Raw genomic sequence first — 18,097 nt, forward strand, 5'->3', positions numbered from 1 at the left:
CGCCCACCTCACGGAATGCGCCCGGCGAGCGTCTACAAGGTGTGCAGATGAAACCCTTCGAGCAACTGGTCAGCGACCACGGCCCCACGGTGCTGCGCGTATGCCGGGTGGTGCTGGGTCCCGGGCCGGACGCCGAGGATGCCTGGTCGGAGGCCTTCTTGTCCGCGCTCAGGGCCTATCCGGAGCTGCCCGCCGCCGCAAACCATGAGGCCTGGCTGGTCACCATCGCCCACCGCAAGGCCATCGACGTCGTCCGGCGTCGGGCGCGCACTCCGGTGCCGGCAGAGTATCTGCCCGAGTCACCGTCCACGCTGGGTATCCCCGGTAATGACGACGACGAACTGCGCCAGGCGGTCGCTGCCCTGCCCCTGAGGCAGCGCGAAGCGGTCGCGTTGCATTACCTGGTCGGGTTGCCGTACGCCGAAGCCGCCGAAATCACCGGGTCCACGACCGGAGCCGTCCGTCGCGCAGCCGCCGACGGCATCGCCAGGCTTCGGGCGCTGTACCGCGGTGACCGGGAGCAAGCCGCGGCGGCCGCCCCACAACACGCAAGTGAAGGAGTTATGCGATGACTACCGCACAATCGGCGGCCCGGGACGCCGCGCCCGGCCCCGCGCTGGACGTGCTGACCCGCCTGGATCCGGCGCTGCTGGAGCGGCTGCACACCAGGCTGGAACACGAGGCCGCGGCCGCAGGCACCCTCGACCTGGCCTACGCTACCGCCGACACTCCGCTCGGGCAGCTGTTGCTGGCCGCCACGGACGAAGGACTGGTCCGCGTGGCCTTCGAGGGCGAAAACCACGAAGCCGTGCTGGCCGGCCTGGCAGCCAGGGTCAGCCCACGGATCCTGCATGCTCCGGCCCGGCTCGAGGCGGCCGCTCGGCAACTGGACGAATACTTCGCCGGCCTGCGGCGCTCCTTCGACCTCCGGCTGGACCGCCGGCTGTCCAAGGGATTCCGGGCGGACGTGCTCAGGCACTTGCCCGAGATCCCCTACGGCCGGACAGAAAGCTACGCTCAGGTGGCCGCCGCCGTCGGAAATCCCAAGGCGGTGCGCGCCGTGGGCAGCGCCTGCGCCACCAACCCGCTGCCCGTCGTCGTGCCCTGCCACCGTGTGCTGCGCTCGGACGGCGCCTTCGGCGGTTACCTCGGCGGGCCGGAGGCGAAGGCCTACCTGCTGGGCCTGGAGGCGGCGGCGTGAGCACGCTGTTCGACGACGCTCCGGCCGGCCCCCGCGAGATCGCTCCGGGCGCGGTGCATGTGCCGGGCTGGCTGACCGTGGAGCAGCAGCGCGAACTGGTCGAAGCCTGCCGGGAGTTCGGCCGTGGACCGGTCCCCTACCGCGCGGCCAGGCTGCCGGGCGGCCACGAGATGAGCGTGCGGACGCTGTGCCTGGGCTGGCACTGGGCACCGTACAAGTACACCCGCACCGCCGACGACGTGAACGGCGCCCGCGTGCTGGAGTTCCCCGGCTGGCTCGCCGAGTGGGGCAGGCTGGCCCTGGCCGACGCTTCGGGGGATCCCGCCGCGGGGCAAGGCTACGAGCCGGATACGGCCCTGATCAACTTCTACGACGACACCGCCAAGATGGGCATGCACCAGGACAAGGACGAACAGGCGGACTTCCCGGTGGTATCGCTCAGCGTCGGCGACGACTGCCTGTTCCGCTTCGGCAACACCGAAACGCGGACCAAACCGTATACCGACCTCCGGCTGCGCTCCGGGGATCTGTTCGTATTCGGCGGACCCGCCCGGTTCGCCTACCACGGCGTGCCCAGGATCTACCCTGGCACCGCCGATCCCGCCTGCGGGCTGACCGGCGGCCGGTTGAACCTGACCATGCGGGTGACCGGACTGGGGTGAGGGTCCGCGGTTTTCCACAGCGTGTCAGGCGGTCCTGCGGGCGGCGCCACGGTAGGAGAGAATCGAACCATGGAGACAACCGCTTCCGGCGTAGTCCTCTGCGAGGACGGCCTGGCACGGCCGGCGTGGGCCGCCACGGATCCGATGCTGCGCGAATACTACGACACCGAATGGGGCATGCCGGTCCGGGGCGAGCAAGGCGTCTATGAGCGCATCACGCTGGAGGGCTTCCAGGCCGGGCTCTCCTGGGCCACGATCCTGCGCAAACGCCCGGCCTTCCGGGAAGCGTTCCAGGGTTTCCACGTGGACACCGTCGCCGCGTTCACCGAAGACGACGTCGAGGCGCTGATGCAGGACGCCGGAATCGTGCGGAACCGGGCCAAGATCCGCGCCGCCATCACCAACGCGAACGCCACCATTGAACTGCGCGCAGAAGGCGGCCTGAGCGACTTCGTCTGGTCGTTCCAGCCGGAGGAAACACCGGCCCCGCGGCGCATCCAGGATGTGCCCACCACATCGCCGGAGTCCGTCGTCCTGTCCAAGGCGCTGCGCCAGCGCGGCTTCGCCTTCGTCGGCCCCACCACCATGTTCGCCCTGATGGAGGCCATCGGCATGATCGACACCCACCTGGTGGACAGCCACCGCCGCGGCTCCTCCGGCGTCTGGAACTAACGCCCGCTTTCACAATCACTTCACGCATCCGCCGCACCGTGAGATGCGTGCCACAATGAAGTGCATCCGCTGGCTTCGGGGGGAACCGGACGTGCATGTTCGACCGGGAGCCGGCACCGCAGGAGTTATCTCGGTAAGGAGAGCACGTTGACGATTCTTGTTGCCTACGCCCCGCGTCCCGAGGGCCGCGCGGCCCTGAGCAAGGGCATTCAGATGGCCACCCAGACCAATGAGAAGCTGGTGGTCGTCAACGCCAGCCCGGGCGGGACGCAGAAGGACGAGTCGTTCGCGGATGCCCATGACGCGGCCTGGGTGCAGCAGGAACTGTATAACTCCGGCCTGGAAGCAGAGTTCAAGCAGTTCGTCCGCGGCAAGGACGCCGTGGACGAGATCGTGGAGCTGGTCGAAGAACTCTCGGTCTCGCTGCTCGTCATCGGCCTGCGCCGGCGCTCGCCGGTGGGCAAGCTGATCTTGGGCAGCACCGCCCAGGAGATCCTGCTGTCCGTCGACTGCCCGGTCCTGGCGGTCAAGGCCCGCTGACCCATGCAGGTTAACCTGCCGGTGCTTCCGCCGTTCGACTCCTCCGCCGCGCTGGCTGCCCTGGCCGCCCATGCGGTACCTGGCATCGAAACCGTCGATGTGGCGGCGGGCACTTGCACCCGCCTGTTCGGCACCAGCGCCGGACCGGTGCCGGTTACCGCCACCCTGTCGCCCGACGCCGTCGACCTGGACATCGGCAGCGATTCCCCCGCCGCCCTGAGCGAAATTACGACGGCGGTGCGCGGCTGGCTCGACCTGGACTTGGAACCGGAGCGGGTGGCGGCGGCGTTGGGCGCCGATCCGGTGCTCGGACCGCTGCTCGCTGACCGTCCCGGGCTGCGCATCCTTGGTTACCCGGACGGCTTCGAGGGTGCCGTCTCCACCGTGATCGGCCAGCAGGTCTCGCTGGCCGCTGCCCGCACCTTCACGGCCCGGCTGGTCTCTGCCTTCGGCTCCCGGTCCGGCACCGGCCTGGCGCTCTTCCCCACACCGGATGCACTGGCCGCCGCCGGCCCCGACGCCGTCCGCGAAGCCGTCGGCTTGACCGGTGCCCGCGCCCGGACCGTCCAGGTTTTGGCCGAAGCCTGCGCGGACGGACTGGACCTCTCTCCGGACACGGACCACGCCGACACCCGCCGCCGCCTGCTGGCGCTGCCCGGCATCGGTCCGTGGACGGTCGAGTACCTTGCCATGCGGGCGTTGCACGACCGCGATGCCTACCCCGAGGGCGATCTGGTGCTGCGGCGGGCTCTCGGAGTGAAGGCCGCCACCGAGGCCCGCGCGCTCGGCCGGTCGTGGTCTCCGGTGCGGGCCTACGCCGTCTTCCACCTCTGGACCGCCTCGGCCTACCTGCCTTAGGAAAACCGCCCTTCACCGGCTGCCCGCGCGGGCGAGAGCGGCGTCCCCTTTTTCGGCCCTCACCCGGCGCGCACACCCTTCACCTCCGGGCTGCAGAACCTGCCTGCTCGATCCGCTCCAAGAGCTCCGCGGGCAACCGGACCTGCGGCGCCTTGAGGTTGGAGCGCAAGTGTTCCGGCTTCACGGTGCCGATCACCGCGCTGGAGACTCCGGGATTGCTGAGCACGAAGGCCAGCGCGATCTCGCTCGCGGAGAGGCCGTCGACGTCGTTGATGAACCGGTACTTCCGGCCTTGCACAAACTTGTGCCGGTGGTTCTTCAGCGCCCGCAACAGGTACCAGACGTCGCTGGGGCCGGTGATTTTGAAGATGTCGCGCGAGTAGAGGGTCTGGGCGAGCGGCGACTTGAGCTTGACGCCCACGCCGGCTTCCCGGGCCTCGGAGATCACCGTCGCCAGCGACCGGTCCACGATGTTGTATTCCACCATCAGGGCGTCGAAGATGCCCAGCTTGAGCGCTTTCCCGGCGCCGCCGCGGCCGGTGGAGACGCCGAGCGCCCCGACCTTCCCCTGTTCCTTCAGCTTCAGGACGGTGTCGATCGCGGGACCGGCCGGCTGGGGGAAACCATGGAAGTGCAGCAAGGGCAGGTGGTCCAACTGGAGCCGCCGCAGGCTGCCATGCACGCTGTTTTCGATGGCCCGGGCCGAGTAATCCTTCACATTCCGGTTGTTGATCCAGTGGGACCCGACCTTCGTGGAGATCACCAGATTCTCCGTGCGGCCTTTGAGGATCCGGCCCAACCGCTCCTCGGCGTTCCCGCGGCTGTAATTCGGGCCGGTGTCAAAGGCGGTGATGCCGCCGTCGAGCGCTTGGTCGATCAGGTGCGCCGCCTGCCGCTCGGGGAAAGCCTTCATGCCCCAGTACCCGCCGGCCCCGAAACTCAATTCTGAGACGTGCAATCCCGACCGTCCGAGTGCGCGTTGTTTCACCGTGTGCCTTCCTGCAGTCCCAACATCTAACCATTCACCAAGCTACCGGAGGCGAGGCGTCGGTCCTGCCACGCAAGCAGGGAGGGGGCACCTCCGGTCCGTCGGGCAGGTCAGCGCACGACGCCGGCGCGGTTGCCGTAGGCGCGGAGGGCGACGGCCAGCACCGAGCACAGCAGGTATCCGGCGCCCACCAGCAGCCAGCCGGTATCGAAGCTGCCGGTGGCCTCGAGCAGCAGACCCATGAGCAGCGGCCCGGCGGCGAAACCGGCATACATTCCCATCGAGACAATGCCGGAGGCCGCTCCGACCCGTTCGGCCGAAACCACGCGCATCACGCCGGCGATTACCACCACGTTGGTGCCCAACACGGTGGCACCATGCAGGACGACGCCCAGCCAGAGCAACGCCGGAATTCCGAGCGAGCCCGCGGCCAGGAACGCCCCCGCTCCGCCGAGCGCCCCGATTCCGAGCAGGATGAGCAGCGTGGAGGCCCGCACACCCGTGGCCATGCGCCGCCCCCACAGCACCCGGGAGGTTACGCCGACGACGCCGGAGACGCCGGCTGCCACGCCGCCCATGACCAGGCTGAAGTCCAGTTCCCGGACGGTGAACAGCGGCAGGTAGACGTTGGTGGCCTGCATGCCCAGGCCGGACAGCAATGCGTAACCGGCGAACAGCCAGACCGAGGGCGGGAACCGGGACAGCCCGCCGGCGCGCTCGGTTTGCTTTGTGCGGTCCATGCGGCCCTGCCGGGCGGCCGGGGCGCTTGCGCCCTGTGCGGCTGGGGCATCGGCCGGCGGTGTGGCGGACGGCGCCGCGTTTGCGGGAGGCGCCTTCGCCGCCGTCGTTTCGGTGCCCCGTCTCGGGAGTTGGCGCAGGCCGTAGAGCAACAACCCGACGGCGACGACGGCCGCCAGGGCGGTGGCGCCTTGCCAGCCGGCCCACAGCGCGGCGACGGGGAAGAACAAGCCCGAGAACAGTTGGCTGCCCTGGACGCCGGACTGCTTGACCCCGATCCAGCCCGGGCGCTTGGGCGCAGGAACCTGGGTCATGATGATCCGGTTCGTGGTCGGGTTGGAAATGGCCTGCGTGGGGCCCGCCAGCAGCGCGGCGATCACCAGGACCAGGTAATGGTGGGACAGGGCGGCGACCACCAGGGCCACCGCCGTGCCGGCGAAGATCAGGACCAACTGGGAGCGGCTGGAAATCCGGTCGCTGAGTTTGCCCAGCCACATGCTGGAGACAGCGGCGCTGGCGAAAATGGTCGTGGCCAGCAGGCCGAATTGGCCCTCGCTGATGCCCAGGTCGTCGATGACCAGCGGGCTGACGGCGCTCAGGCCGTAGTTCAGCAGCGGGCCGACGCCCATGGCGCAGGTCAGGACGAAAAGCAGTGCGCCACTGGGGTGTTTGGACATACTGCTCTCCTCGCTGCCCGGGTCGGGCTCCGTCCAGCAGGCTACTCCCCGCGCGGGCCTTCCGGCGGCAGGCTTCGCAGCAGAACGGTCTCCCACCGTAACAATGGAGAGCTGGCTCACGTTTGGCCGCGCCGGCTGGACTCCGGCCGCCCTGGTGGTGCACGGACGGGCGCGGGAGGGTGCGGATTCGGGGGCTCCGCTGGCAGCCGGTGGGCAGCCGCTGTGCTGGCGGCGGAGGCCCTGATATCAGCTCAGCCGGCAGCCCGGGCCAGGGCCCTGCCTGCGGCCTTGCCTGCTTGCCCGGGGCCTGCCTGCTTGCCCGGGGCCTGCCTGCTACCCGGGGGCTTACGTCCGGCCCTTCTGCGTGTCGGCATGCGCCTCGACGAAGGCGCGCCGCGGATGCTGGGTGGCCCCCATCGACGTGATGTCCCGGCCGCCGAACACCAGCGGGCTCCAGCCTGCCAGCAGGCGCCATTTGTGGATCCAGGTGGGCAGCGCCATGCCGTGGTAGCCCATGGCGACGTACCAGGCGGGCTTGCCCTTCAACTCGTAGCCAAAGATCTTCGCGGCGCCCCGGCCGACGCCGTAGGTCGCGACCGTGCCCAGCGATTTGTGCCGGTACTCGGCCGGCGGCTGGCCCTGCACGGCGTTGACCACGTTTTGGGCGAGCAGCTTGGCCTGGCGGACCGCATGCTGGGCGTTCGGCGGGCAGTAGGCCGGCTGCTTCTCCGCCGCCAGGTCGGGTACCTGGGCGCAGTCGCCGGCGGCCCACGCGCCTTGCACCACCTGGCCGGCATCGTCGATCACCTGCAGCCGGGCGTTCGCGTTCACGTGTCCCTTCGGGCCGCGCGGCACGTTCGTGTCGTCCAGCACGGGATTGGGCTTCATGCCGGCCGTCCAAATAATGAGGCCGGCCGGGATGCGTTCGCCGGTGCTCAGCTCGGCCACCGAGTCCTCGCAGGACGGCATGGTGGTGTTCAGCCGCACATCGATGCCGCGCTTGCGCAGCTGGCCCAAGGTCCACTCCGAGAGATTCGGTCCGACCTCGGGGGCTACCCGATCCAGTGCCTCGACCAGCACCCAGCGCAGTTGCGAGCGGTCCAACTCCGGATGCGCGTCCACGGCCAGCTTGGACAAGTCGCTCAACTCGGTCAGGGCCTCGACGCCGGTATAGCCGCCGCCGACCACCACGAACGTGAGTGCCCTGGCCCGTTCCTCCGGGTCGCTGGTGCCGGCAGCCAGCGCCACGTTGTCGAGCACCTTGTCGCGGCAGTAGATAGCCTCTTCCACGGTCTTGAACCCGATGCCGTGCTCTTCCAGCCCCGGCGTGGGAAAGGTTCTGGTGACCGCCCCGACGGCGAACACCACGTGGTCGTACGCCACCGCAAATTCGTCACCGCCGATCTCGCGCACCTGGGCGTTCTTGGCCTGGACGTCCAGTGAAACCAGCTTGCCGCGGACGATGTCTACCTTCTTCAGCGCGCTGCGCAGGTTGACCGTGACGATTCGCGGTTCGATCTCCCCGCCGCCTACCTCCGGCAGCAGCGGCTGGTACGTCATGTACGAGTTGGGCTCAACAACGGTGATCCGTGCGTCCGACGGTCCCAGCCGCTTGCGTATCCCCCAGGCTGTGTAGAGGCCGACGTAGCCGCCGCCCAGGATGAGTACGTGAGGCGTCGCTGAAGTGGTCATGGTCCAGGTTTCCTCCCTGTTTGTCGACAGTGATTGAGTGGTCCTGGTGCATTCCTCGCCGGCAATTTCAGGGCCGGCCTGCGGCCAGACTAGCACCGCCCCAGACGCAGCTGAACCCTCGGTCCGGCCCGGCTTCCGGCAGGGCCGCATTCGCCGGCCCGTTCCTCCGGCGTGCCCTCCGCGCCCGGGGCGGGCGGCGACCTACAATGTGCTCAGGTGCCCCGATTAGTGGGGCTGTCGTTGGGGAGTAGGAAGCGTGGAGGCGGCTAAGCACACCGTGCGCGGGCGGTCGCTCCGTACGTATCGCCAGGCCCGGACCACGCTCTGTGGCGTCATGGTTTTCTGGATCTGGTTGCTCCTGGGAGCCGCGGCCTTCGTCGCCGGCATGTTTGATTCCCCCGCCAAGGTCTTCCTGGCCATGTACGCCGGCGCCGTTGCCGTGCTGGTCTCCATCCCGGTCGCCTTGCTCGCCGCCATCCTGATGGTGCTCAACCGGCCCGCGGCGGATGGCCGGCGCCCGGCCATCCGCCGGCTTACAGCCGCGGCACGCACCGCCGGCGCGGCGATCTCCGCGCTGCCGTGGGGTGAGGCCGCCGGTCGTGCCAGGGATCTAGGCAGTAAGATCGCCCCGGCCGCCCGCAGGATCGGCGCTGCCGCCAAGTCCGGCGCCGGGCAGCTGGGCGCCGGCTCCGGACAGTGGCGCGACGCCGTGGGGCGCCGGCCGGGGACGCCGCTCAGCCGCCGCCCGCACCTGCCCGGTCGCAGGCTGCCGAACGTCCTGCCTCAGTCTTGTCCGGCGCCCGAAGGCCGGTCGCCCCGCGCCGGCCTCCGATGCCGCCGCGGCGTCCCGCCGGCCCGCCGGCCGTCGACCGGTCGGGACAGGACCTGGAGGATGTCGCTTCCTAGCACTCCACGACGTTGACGGCGAGACCGCCGGTGGCGGTTTCCTTGTACTTGTCGCTCATGTCGCGCCCGGTCTCGCGCATGGTCACGATGACCTGGTCCAGCGACACCCGGTGCGTGCCGTCACCCATCAGCGCCATCTTGGCCGCGTTCACGGCCTTGGCCGCGCCGATAGCGTTCCGTTCGATGCACGGGATCTGCACCAGTCCGCCGATCGGATCGCAGGTGAGCCCCAGGTTGTGCTCCATCGCGATTTCGGCCGCGTTTTCCACTTGGGCCGGGATTCCGCCGAGGATTTCGGCCAGTCCTGCGGCAGCCATCGACGACGCGGAGCCGACTTCGCCCTGGCAGCCGACCTCGGCACCGGAAATGGATGCCTGCTCCTTGTAGAGGACCCCGACGGCGCCGGCGGTCAACAGGAACTTCACGACCACCTGCTCCTTGTCCTCGCGGGTGGCCTGTTCCATGCCGGGTGCATAGTGCGTGGCATAGAACAGCACGGCGGGGATGATGCCGGCGGCCCCGTTGGTGGGCGCGGTGACCACCCGCCCGCCCGAGGCGTTTTCCTCGTTGACGGCCAGCGCCACCAGGTTGACCCATTCCTGCCAGTACTTGTGGTCCCGGTCCGGGTCTTCCTTGCGCAGCCGTTCGTGCCAGGCGGGGGCCCGACGACGGACGTTGAGTCCGCCGGGCAGGTCGCCTTCCCGGCGGATGGCCGAGTCCTTGCACTCTTCCATGACGTTGTAGATGTGCAGCAGCCCGGCCTCGATCTCCTCGCGCGGGCGTGAGGCCTCTTCGTTGAGCATCATGATGTCGCTGATGGCCAGGCCGGTGTTGCGGCAGTGCTCCAACAGCCCTGCCGCCGTGCGGAACGGATAGGGCAGCTGCTGCTTGGAGGACTCCAGTTCCTCGCGGGCGGCTTCCTCCTCGCCGCCGCGGACAATGAAGCCGCCGCCCACCGAGAAGAAGGTGGCTTCGTGCAGGAGGCGGGACTCGCCGCCGTCGGCCGATTCCAGCACCTGGAACGTCATGCCGTTGGTGTGCCGGGGCAGCACGGTCAGCGGGTGCAGCACCATGTCCTGCACGCCGTAGTCAAGCGTCCGGCCGGCGGCGCCGGGCAGTTCCGCGCCCAGCCGCAGCCGGCCGGAGGCGGCGATGTCCGCCAGCCGCTCTTCCACCTGGGCGGGCAGGATCTGCTCCGGTTCGAAGCCCTCCAGCCCCAGCAGCACGGCGGTGAACGTCCCGTGTCCGCGTCCGGTGGCAGCGAGCGAGCCGTACAGGTCCACGCGCAGCCCGTCCACCCTGTCGAGCAGGCCGGCCTCGGCCACCTCCCGCACGAACACGGAGGCAGCCCGCATCGGGCCCACCGTGTGCGAACTGGAGGGACCGATGCCCACGGAGAAAAGGTCGAAAACGCCTACAGCCATGTCATCCCTTTCCTTATTCACGCAGCTCTCTGGCACAACGGGTCCGCAGTGCCGCGGCTGTTTGCCTGCCGGGACGCGGTTACTTGTCCCGCCGGTAGAAGGGCAGCTCGACGACGTCGAACGGCTCCGGTTTGCCGCGCAGGTCCACCTCCACCCGGGTCCCGGGTTCTGCGTACTCGGCGTCCACGTAGGCCAACGCGACCGGGTAGCCGAGGGTGGGGCTGGGCTGGCCGGAGGTGACTTCGCCGATGGTCCGGCCGTCTTTCAGGACCGGGTAGTGGGAGCGGCCGGCGCGCCGTCCGGCGCCCTTGAGCCCCACGAGCTTGCGGGCCGAGCCCTTCTCCTTCTGCGCCTCGAGCGCCTCGCGGCCCACGAAGTCGCCGTCCTTCTTCAGCGCCACCACGCCGCCCAGGCCGGCGTCGAACGGGCTGGTCTCGAGGGTGAGCTCGTTGCCGTAGAGCGGCATGCCCGCTTCCAGCCGGAGCGAGTCGCGGCAGGCCAGCCCGGCCGGCAGCAGGTCGGAGCCCCGCCCTGCTGCCAGCAGGGCGTTCCAGAGCGCGGCCGCGTTGATGTTGGGAACGTAGATCTCGAAGCCGTCTTCGCCGGTGTACCCGGTCCGGGCCAGCAGCAGCTTGAGCGGCGCCCCGGACACGGTGAAGTCCACCTCGTCGGCGGCGTAGTACTTCATGTCCCGCACCGCGGCGTGCTGGTTGGCGGGCACCAGTTGGAGCAGGATCTCCACGGACTTCGGTCCCTGCACCGCCACCAGCGACGTTTCGGCCGTGGCGTCTTCCACCGTGGCGTCGAAACCTTCGACCCGTGCGGCGAGTTCCGCGGCGACCGTCGGGGCGTTGCCGGCATTGGGCACCACCAGGTAACGGTCCCCGTGCTGGTTGGCGGGACGGCGATAGATGATCAGGTCATCGATGATGCCGCCGTCGGCGTTGCAGATCAGCGAATACTTGGCCCGGCCCTCGGTGACGGCGGAGAGCTTGCCGACGAGTGCGTAGTCCAGGAACTTCCCGGCCTCCGGGCCGGTGACCCAGACTTCGCCCATGTGCGAGAGGTCGAACAGGCCGGCGCTGTTCCGCACGGCGCGGTGCTCGGCCAATTCGCTGCTGTACTTCAGCGGCATCATCCAGCCGCCGAAGTCGGTGAAGGAGGCACCCAACCGCTCGTGTTCCTCGTAGAGCGCGGTGTGCCGGGGCATGGTGGTGGTCTCGGTAGTCATGCGGTGCTGACCTCTCTAGTTCTCGAAGGCTTCGGGCGGCGGGCAGCTGCAGATCAGGTTGCGGTCGCCGCCGGCGCCGTCGATCCGTCCGACCGGGGCGAAGTATTTGTCCACTTGCAGGCCCGGTACCGGGAAGGCGGCCTGTTCGCGGGTGTACGGCCGGTCCCAGTCGGAGCTGACCACGGCCGCGGCGGTGTGCGGCGCCAGGCGCAGCGGGCTGGCGTCGAGCGGGAAGTCGCCGGCGATCACCTGGTCGATTTCGCCCTTGATCGCGATCATCGCGTCGATAAACCGCTCAATCTCCGCCAGGTCCTCGGACTCGGTCGGCTCCACCATCAGGGTGCCTGCCACGGGGAAGGACAGCGTGGGCGCGTGGAAGCCATAGTCGATCAGGCGCTTGGCCACGTCCTCGGCGGTCACCCCCGACTTGGCGGTGAGTTCGCGCAGGTCCAGGATGCACTCGTGCGCGACCAGCCCGTCGTTGCCGGTGTAGAGCACCGGGAAGTGCTCGTTCAGCCGGGCGGCGACGTAGTTGGCGGCCAGCAGGGCGCTCTTCGTTGCCTCGGTCAGGCCCTCGGCGCCCATCATGGCCACGTAGGCCCAGGAGATCGGCAGCACGCCGGCGGAGCCGTACTCGGTGGCCGAGACCGGCACGCCCTTGCCTTCGTGTTCGGCCAGCGCGGCGTTGCCCGGCAGGAACGGCACCAGATGCTCGGCCACCGCCACCGGCCCGACGCCGGGGCCGCCGCCGCCGTGCGGGATGCAGAAGGTCTTGTGCAGGTTCAGGTGGGAGACGTCGCCGCCGAACTTGCCCGGCTGGGCGAGTCCGACCAGCGCGTTGAGGTTGGCCCCGTCGATGTAGACCTGGCCGCCGGCTGCATGGACCGCCTCGCAGACGTCGCGCACGTCGGCGTCGTACACACCGTGCGTCGACGGGTAGGTGATCATGATGGCCGAAAGCGCGTCCGCGTGCTGGTCGATCTTCGCGCGCAGGTCGGCGTGGTCGATGGTGCCGTCCGGTGCCGTGGCGACCACTACAACCTTCATGCCGGCCAGCACGGCCGAGGCCGCGTTGGTGCCGTGCGCGGAGGCGGGGATCAGGCAGACGTCGCGCTTGTCGTCGCCGTTGGCCAAGTGGTAGCGGCGGATGGCCAGCAGCCCGGCATATTCGCCCTGCGAACCGGCGTTGGGCTGGATGGAGACGCCGGCGTAGCCGGTGATCGCCGCGAGGCGTTCCTCCAGGTCGGTAATCAGTTCGCGCCAGCCGGCGGTCTGGCTGGCCGGGGCGAACGGGTGGATGGAGGCGAATTCCGGCCAGGTCATCGCTTCCATTTCCGCGGTCGCGTTCAGCTTCATGGTGCACGAACCCAACGGGATCATGGTCCGGTCCAGCGCCAGGTCGCGGTCGGAGAGCCGGCGCAGGTAGCGCAGCATCTGGGTCTCGGAGCGGTGGCTGTGGAACACCGGATGGTCCAGGTAGGACGAGCTGCGCAGCAGGTCGTCCGGCAGCTCGAAGCCGGCGCTCCCGGCCGTTTCGGCGGTCTTGCCGGCGGCGTCCTCCACACCGAAGGCCTCCGCGACCAGGGCGAGGTGCTCCGCCGTCGTTGTTTCGTCGGCGGAAATGCCCACGTGGTCGGCGTCGATGCGGCGCAGGTTCACGCCCTTGGCCTCGGCGGCGGCGGCGATTTCCGCGGCCTTGCCGGGAGCCTTCACCGTGAGGGTGTCGAAGAACCGGTCGGCCACCAGCGAGTAGCCGGCGCCGGTGAGCACGCCGGCCAGGGTGCGGGCGGCCTCGTTGGCGTGCTGCGCAATTGCCTTCAGTCCCTCGGGTCCGTGGTAGACGGCGTACATGCTGGCGACGACGGCCAGGAGGGCCTGCGCGGTGCAGATGTTGGAGGTGGCCTTCTCGCGGCGGATGTGCTGCTCGCGGGTCTGCAGGGCCAGGCGGTAGGCGGGGCGGCCGGCGTCGTCCTTGGACACGCCCACCAGGCGGCCGGGCAGCGAGCGCTCCAGCCCCTTGCGCACGGCCATGTAGGCGGCGTGCGGGCCGCCGAAGAAGAGCGGCACGCCGAAACGCTGGGTGTTGCCGACGGCGATGTCCGCGCCCTGCTCGCCCGGAGGCGTGATCAGGGTCAGGGCCAGCAGGTCGGCGGCCACGGTGACCAAGGCGCCGCGCTCCTTGGCCTGCGCGATCACCGGAGCGTGGTCGAACACGCGGCCGGAGGCTCCCGGCTGCTGCAGCACGATGCCCGAGATGTCGCCGTCGGGCAGGCCGGCGGAGAGATCGGCAACCACTACGTCAAAGTCCAGCGCCTCGGCCCGGCCCTTGACGACGGCGATGGTCTGCGGCAGCAGGTCCGCGTCCAGCACGGTCTTGCCGGCGGACTTGGACTTGTTGGACCGGCGCATCAGCAGCACGGCTTCGGCCACTGCGGTGGCTTCGTCCAGCAGCGAGGCGTTGGCGATCGGGAGCGCCGTGAGGTCCTGGACCATGGTCTGGAAGTTCAGCAGCGCCTCCAACCGGCCCTGCGAAATTTCCGGCTGGTACGGGGTGTAGGCGGTGTACCAGGCCGGGTCCTCCACCACGTTGCGGCGGATCACGGCCGGAGTGATGGTGTCGTAGTAGCCTTGGCCGATCATTTGTACGGCCTTCACGTTCTTCGCGGCGAGGGCGCGCAGGTCCCCCAGGACCTGGGACTCGCTGCGGGCGGCGGGCAGGGCCAGCGGTTCCTGCTGGCGGATGTCTGCGGGCACGGCCGCGTCCACCAGGTCGTCGATACTGCCATAACCCAGCTGCTTGAGCATGGTTTCCGCGTCGTTCCGGCGCGGACCGATGTGGCGGTCGGTAAAGGAAGCGCTGCCGGGCCGGGTAGTGCTGGTGGACTTAGCCGTCATGTGAGGAACTCCAGTTATCCCCGGCTGGGCGGACCATGCCGGTAGTGAAGGGTTCCTCCCCGCTCTGTGACTGAACCTGAGAGATTCCGCAGGGGTGGCCCAAGGGGCCGACTCCTGCTTGCACCGTCGGTGAGCCGGTCCTGAACGGTCCGGCTGCTTTCCAGAGTTGCCTCTCCGCGGCGGTACAGGGGCCTGAGAGATTCCTGGGGAGGTATTGCTCCTACGGCGCCTGCTGACTGAAACCCAGCAGGACTCTCCCGCCGCATGTCGAAGGCTGTATTCAGTTGTTTCTGACTCCTTGAATGGTAGTCGAGCGGCTGGCGGGCAACAAGGCGGCGGCGGCCATGGCCCGGTTTAGCGGCCGCGGCCGCTAGGCTTTCGCGCGCGAGAGCATGCCCTTCACGTACGCGGCCTGCCCGACGTGCTCCAGGCAGTCGTCCAGGACGCTGACCAGCCGGACCCCCAGGCTGACGTGCGGGTCCCACCGGGTGTCCACGATCCGGTCCAGGTCGTCCTCGGTCAGTCCGGCCAGGTACTTCAGGGTGCCCGCATGGACGTCGTCGTAATAACCGCGCAGCAACTCGGCCGATTCGACCCGCACGGCCGCTACCTGCTCGGACGTGTGGCCGTAGCCATGGTCTTTCCGGGGCAGCGGCAGGTCGAACCGCTCCGCCCAGCCGGTCAGCCAGTACTGGTCCGTGCCGGCGACATCGGCAATATGGTCGTCCTGGATGCGCGTCAGATGCCAGAGGAGCCAGGCGATCGAGTTGCTGTCGCCGCCTGGCCGGGCGGCCAACTGTCCGGCGTCCAGCCCGTCCAGCACGGTGTGGACGCGTTCCTGGATCCTGCCGTAGGCATCGGCGAGCAGGTCATTGAACTTCATGGCGCCTCCTCGTGGTCGATTGTGGCGCCAGCCTACCGTCTGGTGCCACAGCGAGGAATGCGTGCCCCGCGTGAAGGCGTGGGGACGGCGCATCCCCGCCCGAACCGCCTCGAAGCCGTCAGCTGTAATCCGCCGTGATGGTTCGGTTCCGGCCGTCGAGCCGCATCGTTCCGCCGTAGGGGACGATCCATTGCGGACGGGTATGACCGAACGGGACCCCGACACAGACGACGGCGTGTTCGTTGTAGCGCTTCATCTCGGCGAGGACCACATCGCGTTGGGCGGCGCGGAGCCCGGCCCGCTCGTCCGCTGGAGGGACCATGTCGTGGGTGCTCACCGGCGGCCGCGCCACGACCACTCCCTCCACGACCGACAGGACCCCCCGTTCGCCCAGCGCCCGGACCCACCTCTTGACCCATGCCGCCGGAGGAGTCTCCTCGCTCGACTCAAGGATCAGGATCGATCCCTCGAGGGATTCCCGAGAAGGGAGCCGATCGGCCAGGGCCAGCTGATCGATGACCTCCAGGCACCCGCCCCAGGTGCGGCCGGCCGCTTCCCGCTCCGGTCCCGCCCAGGTCCACGGCTGCGTGGGTTCCCGTTGGCCGAATTCGACAAGGGCCTGGGGCGTCAGCCAGTCCGGCCCAAAGTCCTCGGACTCGCCGGGATCCACAAGTTCCAGCTCGGCGCCCGTGAACAGCGCTGCCTTCAGCGACGCCAGGTGCACGTCGTCAACGTGCGGGCCGGCTCCGAGGTGCACTTGGGTCGAGCCCCCGTAGTAGCCCGCTATTCCGAGCGACCACAGCCAGTTCAGGAGGTTCGTGTTGTCGCTGTAGCCCATGAAGATCTTGGGGTTCGCGGCGGCGAGACCGGCGTCCAGGTGGGGAATGACGGCTATCTGGTCATCGCCGCCGATCGTCGCGAGGATGGCCCGGATGGCCGGGTCCGACCACGCGGCATGGAGGTCCGCAGCGCGTTCCGCGGCGGAAGCGCCAAGCTTTCGGGTCGTCGGGTATTCCACGGGGATCAGTCCCGTTTCGGCGATGAGACGACGCATCGCCTGCTCGTGGACATCCGGTGCGAATCCGGGGGCCGCAAAGGACGGAGAGAGAATCGCGACCCGGTCGCCCAATTCAAGCTTGGGCGGCGATACGCGGGCATGGCTCGTCGGCATTTCCCCATCCAACCACGGGCTGTCCGTCGGCAGCCGCTACCGGTCCCGGGCCGAGTCCTCCAGATAGCGGGGCCGCCGCACGATGACCAGGCCCACAGCAAGGATGAGCAACGCAGCTCCCAGCAGGCCGAAGGAAGCACCCCAGCCGCCGCTGACGTCGCGCAGCAGCCCAAACATCAGCGGACCGGCGCAGGCGACGGTGTATCCGATCCCCTGCGCGAACCCGGAGAGCGCCGCCGCACCGGCCGTGGTGCGGGTCCGGAGGTTGACCAGCAGCAGCGCCATGGCATAGGTGCCCTGGCCGAGCCCGGCCAAGGTGATCCACAGCCACGTGCCAAACGAGGGTGACAGCAGCAGCCCGGCGTATCCGGCCGCGTAGAAGCCGATGAACAGCAGGCCCAAGCCCAGCGGATTGCGCAGCCGCGCCGCGATCAGCGGCACCAACAGGCTGGTCGGCAGGCCCAGGATGGCGTAGTAGGCCAGCATGGTGCCGGCCGTCGGGGGCAGCATCCCGCTGTCCACCAACAACGGCGGCAACCACGTGAACATGGCAAACGTGTTCGACGAGGTCCCGGCGAACACCAGGGCCAGCCCCCAGGCGACCGGCGAGCGCCAGACGCGTACCGCCGTCGTTTCGGCGGAAGCGGCCGCGGCTCCCGCTGCGGAACCCGTGGGCTCCGCATCGGGCGGCCCGCAGGTCGCCCCGGGGCCGGCCGCCACCCCGGAGCGGGCATCACCGGGGCCACCTGCCGTCCCGGGACCCACGGCCGGCCCGGGCCCGGCCGCGTGCCGGGCGCCGCCGTCCTCCGGCGGGAGGATGTCCAAACCGCCGGGGCGGTAGGGCTGCAGCACCAGGCGCGCGGTCCGACGGCGCCAATGTTCCGTCCACGCGGTCATCAGCCACGGCACGAGCGCGGCCACGCTCACGGCCGCCCACACTCCGATCGAGAACCGCCAGCCGGCAGCCTGCTCAAGCGGCACGGCAAGCAGCGGGCTGAACGCCGTGCTGACCGCCAGCAATGTCACGTAAAGGGCGGTGATGAGGCCGATCCGGTCCGGGAAATAGCGCTTCACCAGCGGCGGCAGCAAGATGTTGCCGATCCCGTAGCCCGCCATGGTGAGGCCGGACAGGACCAGGAACGACGGCACGTCGGAGACCATCGCACGGCCGAGTTGGCCGATCGCGGCCATGCCCAGTGCCACGAGCAGCAGCGCTTCCAAGCCGATCCGGCGCATCAGCACCGGAACGGCGAACCCGGCGGCGGCGAAGGCTGCGGTGGGCAGCATGCCCAGCACACCGGCGGAAGCCGTGCCGAACGGCAAATCCGCGGCAATATCCGCCAGCACCGGCGACACACCGGAGACGGCCAGCCGCAGGCTGAACGCGAGCAGCAGGACGCCGGCGAATACGGTCAGCCGGCCGGCAAACGGGGCGGAGCGCCGCTGGGCGGGGCGCGGCCCGGTGCGGGTCTCCGGAGGCGGCGGGGAATCGGGGCTCGGTCGGTTATCGGCAGTCAGTTGTGCGGGCGAGGGCAAGCGTGGTCCATGGGTCGAAAGGC

16 protein-coding genes and 1 riboswitch are annotated in these 18,097 nt (G+C 69.5%); of the genes, 7 read left to right on the top strand and 9 right to left on the bottom strand.

What is annotated here, in order from left to right; translation table 11 throughout:
- Window positions 1-47: 47 nt before the first annotated feature.
- The 6 genes from AC5RVD_RS01325 to AC5RVD_RS01350 all read left to right on the top strand — a co-directional run bounded on the left by AC5RVD_RS01325 (window position 48) and on the right by AC5RVD_RS01350 (window position 3,933).
- On the top strand, window positions 48-572 hold the full coding sequence (locus AC5RVD_RS01325; RefSeq protein WP_494125696.1) for an RNA polymerase sigma factor: 525 nt from the start codon (window positions 48-50) through the stop codon (window positions 570-572).
- Window positions 569-1,201, top strand: coding sequence for a methylated-DNA--[protein]-cysteine S-methyltransferase (locus AC5RVD_RS01330; RefSeq protein WP_494121178.1), 633 nt, complete (start codon window positions 569-571; stop codon window positions 1,199-1,201). Before AC5RVD_RS01325 ends, AC5RVD_RS01330 begins: the two co-directional genes overlap by 4 nt.
- Window positions 1,198-1,863, top strand: a complete 666-nt coding sequence (locus tag AC5RVD_RS01335; protein ID WP_494125697.1) for an alpha-ketoglutarate-dependent dioxygenase AlkB family protein — start codon at window positions 1,198-1,200, stop codon at window positions 1,861-1,863. Before AC5RVD_RS01330 ends, AC5RVD_RS01335 begins: the two co-directional genes overlap by 4 nt.
- A gap of 69 nt (window positions 1,864-1,932) precedes the next feature.
- Window positions 1,933-2,535 (top strand): DNA-3-methyladenine glycosylase I, encoded by a 603-nt coding sequence (locus AC5RVD_RS01340; RefSeq protein ID WP_494125698.1) that lies wholly within the window; start codon window positions 1,933-1,935, stop codon window positions 2,533-2,535.
- 147 nt (window positions 2,536-2,682) lie between these two features.
- Window positions 2,683-3,075: a universal stress protein gene (locus tag AC5RVD_RS01345; protein WP_494112791.1), complete on the top strand. Its 393-nt coding sequence runs from the start codon at window positions 2,683-2,685 to the stop codon at window positions 3,073-3,075.
- Window positions 3,076-3,078: 3 nt separating this feature from the next.
- Window positions 3,079-3,933: a DNA-3-methyladenine glycosylase family protein gene (locus AC5RVD_RS01350; protein WP_494125699.1), complete on the top strand. Its 855-nt coding sequence runs from the start codon at window positions 3,079-3,081 to the stop codon at window positions 3,931-3,933.
- 79 nt (window positions 3,934-4,012) lie between these two features.
- Here AC5RVD_RS01350 and AC5RVD_RS01355 read toward each other — a convergent pair whose 3' ends face one another.
- From AC5RVD_RS01355 to AC5RVD_RS01365, 3 genes are all read right to left on the bottom strand, one after another.
- On the bottom strand, window positions 4,013-4,921 hold the full coding sequence (locus AC5RVD_RS01355) for an aldo/keto reductase (RefSeq protein WP_494125700.1): 909 nt from the start codon (window positions 4,919-4,921) through the stop codon (window positions 4,013-4,015).
- A gap of 110 nt (window positions 4,922-5,031) precedes the next feature.
- Window positions 5,032-6,336, bottom strand: coding sequence for an MFS transporter (locus AC5RVD_RS01360; RefSeq protein WP_494125701.1), 1,305 nt, complete (start codon window positions 6,334-6,336; stop codon window positions 5,032-5,034).
- A gap of 345 nt (window positions 6,337-6,681) precedes the next feature.
- A complete protein-coding gene (locus AC5RVD_RS01365) occupies window positions 6,682-8,028 on the bottom strand; it encodes an NAD(P)/FAD-dependent oxidoreductase (RefSeq protein WP_494125702.1) in 1,347 nt (448 codons plus the stop codon).
- Window positions 8,029-8,284: 256 nt separating this feature from the next.
- Here AC5RVD_RS01365 and AC5RVD_RS01370 point away from each other — a divergent pair, with 256 nt between their 5' ends.
- Window positions 8,285-8,950, top strand: coding sequence for a hypothetical protein (locus AC5RVD_RS01370; protein WP_494125703.1), 666 nt, complete (start codon window positions 8,285-8,287; stop codon window positions 8,948-8,950).
- Here AC5RVD_RS01370 and AC5RVD_RS01375 read toward each other — a convergent pair.
- From AC5RVD_RS01375 to AC5RVD_RS01400, 6 genes are all read right to left on the bottom strand, one after another.
- Entirely contained in the window at window positions 8,931-10,358 is a 1,428-nt protein-coding gene (locus tag AC5RVD_RS01375) for an L-serine ammonia-lyase (protein ID WP_494125704.1), read from the bottom strand. The two genes, AC5RVD_RS01370 and AC5RVD_RS01375, sit on opposite strands and share 20 nt — an antisense overlap.
- Window positions 10,359-10,437: 79 nt before the next feature.
- Window positions 10,438-11,589, bottom strand: coding sequence for a glycine cleavage system aminomethyltransferase GcvT (gene gcvT, locus AC5RVD_RS01380; protein WP_494125705.1), 1,152 nt, complete (start codon window positions 11,587-11,589; stop codon window positions 10,438-10,440).
- Between the two features lie 15 nt (window positions 11,590-11,604).
- Window positions 11,605-14,484, bottom strand: coding sequence for an aminomethyl-transferring glycine dehydrogenase (gene gcvP, locus AC5RVD_RS01385; protein ID WP_494125706.1), 2,880 nt, complete (start codon window positions 14,482-14,484; stop codon window positions 11,605-11,607).
- A 170-nt stretch (window positions 14,485-14,654) separates the two neighbouring features.
- Window positions 14,655-14,754, bottom strand: a riboswitch (glycine riboswitch).
- 100 nt (window positions 14,755-14,854) lie between these two features.
- Window positions 14,855-15,367 carry a mycothiol transferase gene (locus AC5RVD_RS01390; RefSeq protein WP_494125707.1) on the bottom strand — a complete coding sequence of 171 codons (513 nt, stop codon included), beginning with the start codon at window positions 15,365-15,367 and terminating at the stop codon, window positions 14,855-14,857.
- 118 nt (window positions 15,368-15,485) lie between these two features.
- Window positions 15,486-16,538, bottom strand: coding sequence for a S66 family peptidase (locus AC5RVD_RS01395; RefSeq protein WP_494125708.1), 1,053 nt, complete (start codon window positions 16,536-16,538; stop codon window positions 15,486-15,488).
- 36 nt (window positions 16,539-16,574) lie between these two features.
- A complete protein-coding gene (locus AC5RVD_RS01400; protein ID WP_494125709.1) occupies window positions 16,575-18,074 on the bottom strand; it encodes an MFS transporter in 1,500 nt (499 codons plus the stop codon).
- Between the last annotated feature and the right edge of the window lie 23 nt (window positions 18,075-18,097).

The sequence above is a fragment of the Arthrobacter sp. THG-b23 genome, assembly GCF_059091265.1.

What these genes read in the sequence shown, in the direction of transcription:
- AC5RVD_RS01325 (WP_494125696.1), top strand. Translation starts at nt 48, where the DNA reads ATGAAACCCTTCGAGCAACTGGTCAGCGACCACGGCCCCACGGTGCTG.
- AC5RVD_RS01330 (WP_494121178.1), top strand. Translation starts at nt 569, where the DNA reads ATGACTACCGCACAATCGGCGGCCCGGGACGCCGCGCCCGGCCCCGCG.
- AC5RVD_RS01340 (WP_494125698.1), top strand. Translation starts at nt 1,933, where the DNA reads ATGGAGACAACCGCTTCCGGCGTAGTCCTCTGCGAGGACGGCCTGGCA.
- AC5RVD_RS01350 (WP_494125699.1), top strand. Translation starts at nt 3,079, where the DNA reads ATGCAGGTTAACCTGCCGGTGCTTCCGCCGTTCGACTCCTCCGCCGCG.
- AC5RVD_RS01360 (WP_494125701.1), bottom strand. Translation starts at nt 6,336, where the DNA reads ATGTCCAAACACCCCAGTGGCGCACTGCTTTTCGTCCTGACCTGCGCC.
- AC5RVD_RS01365 (WP_494125702.1), bottom strand. Translation starts at nt 8,028, where the DNA reads ATGACCACTTCAGCGACGCCTCACGTACTCATCCTGGGCGGCGGCTAC.
- AC5RVD_RS01375 (WP_494125704.1), bottom strand. Translation starts at nt 10,358, where the DNA reads ATGGCTGTAGGCGTTTTCGACCTTTTCTCCGTGGGCATCGGTCCCTCC.
- gcvT (WP_494125705.1), bottom strand. Translation starts at nt 11,589, where the DNA reads ATGACTACCGAGACCACCACCATGCCCCGGCACACCGCGCTCTACGAG.
- gcvP (WP_494125706.1), bottom strand. Translation starts at nt 14,484, where the DNA reads ATGACGGCTAAGTCCACCAGCACTACCCGGCCCGGCAGCGCTTCCTTT.
- AC5RVD_RS01390 (WP_494125707.1), bottom strand. Translation starts at nt 15,367, where the DNA reads ATGAAGTTCAATGACCTGCTCGCCGATGCCTACGGCAGGATCCAGGAA.
- AC5RVD_RS01395 (WP_494125708.1), bottom strand. Translation starts at nt 16,538, where the DNA reads ATGCCGACGAGCCATGCCCGCGTATCGCCGCCCAAGCTTGAATTGGGC.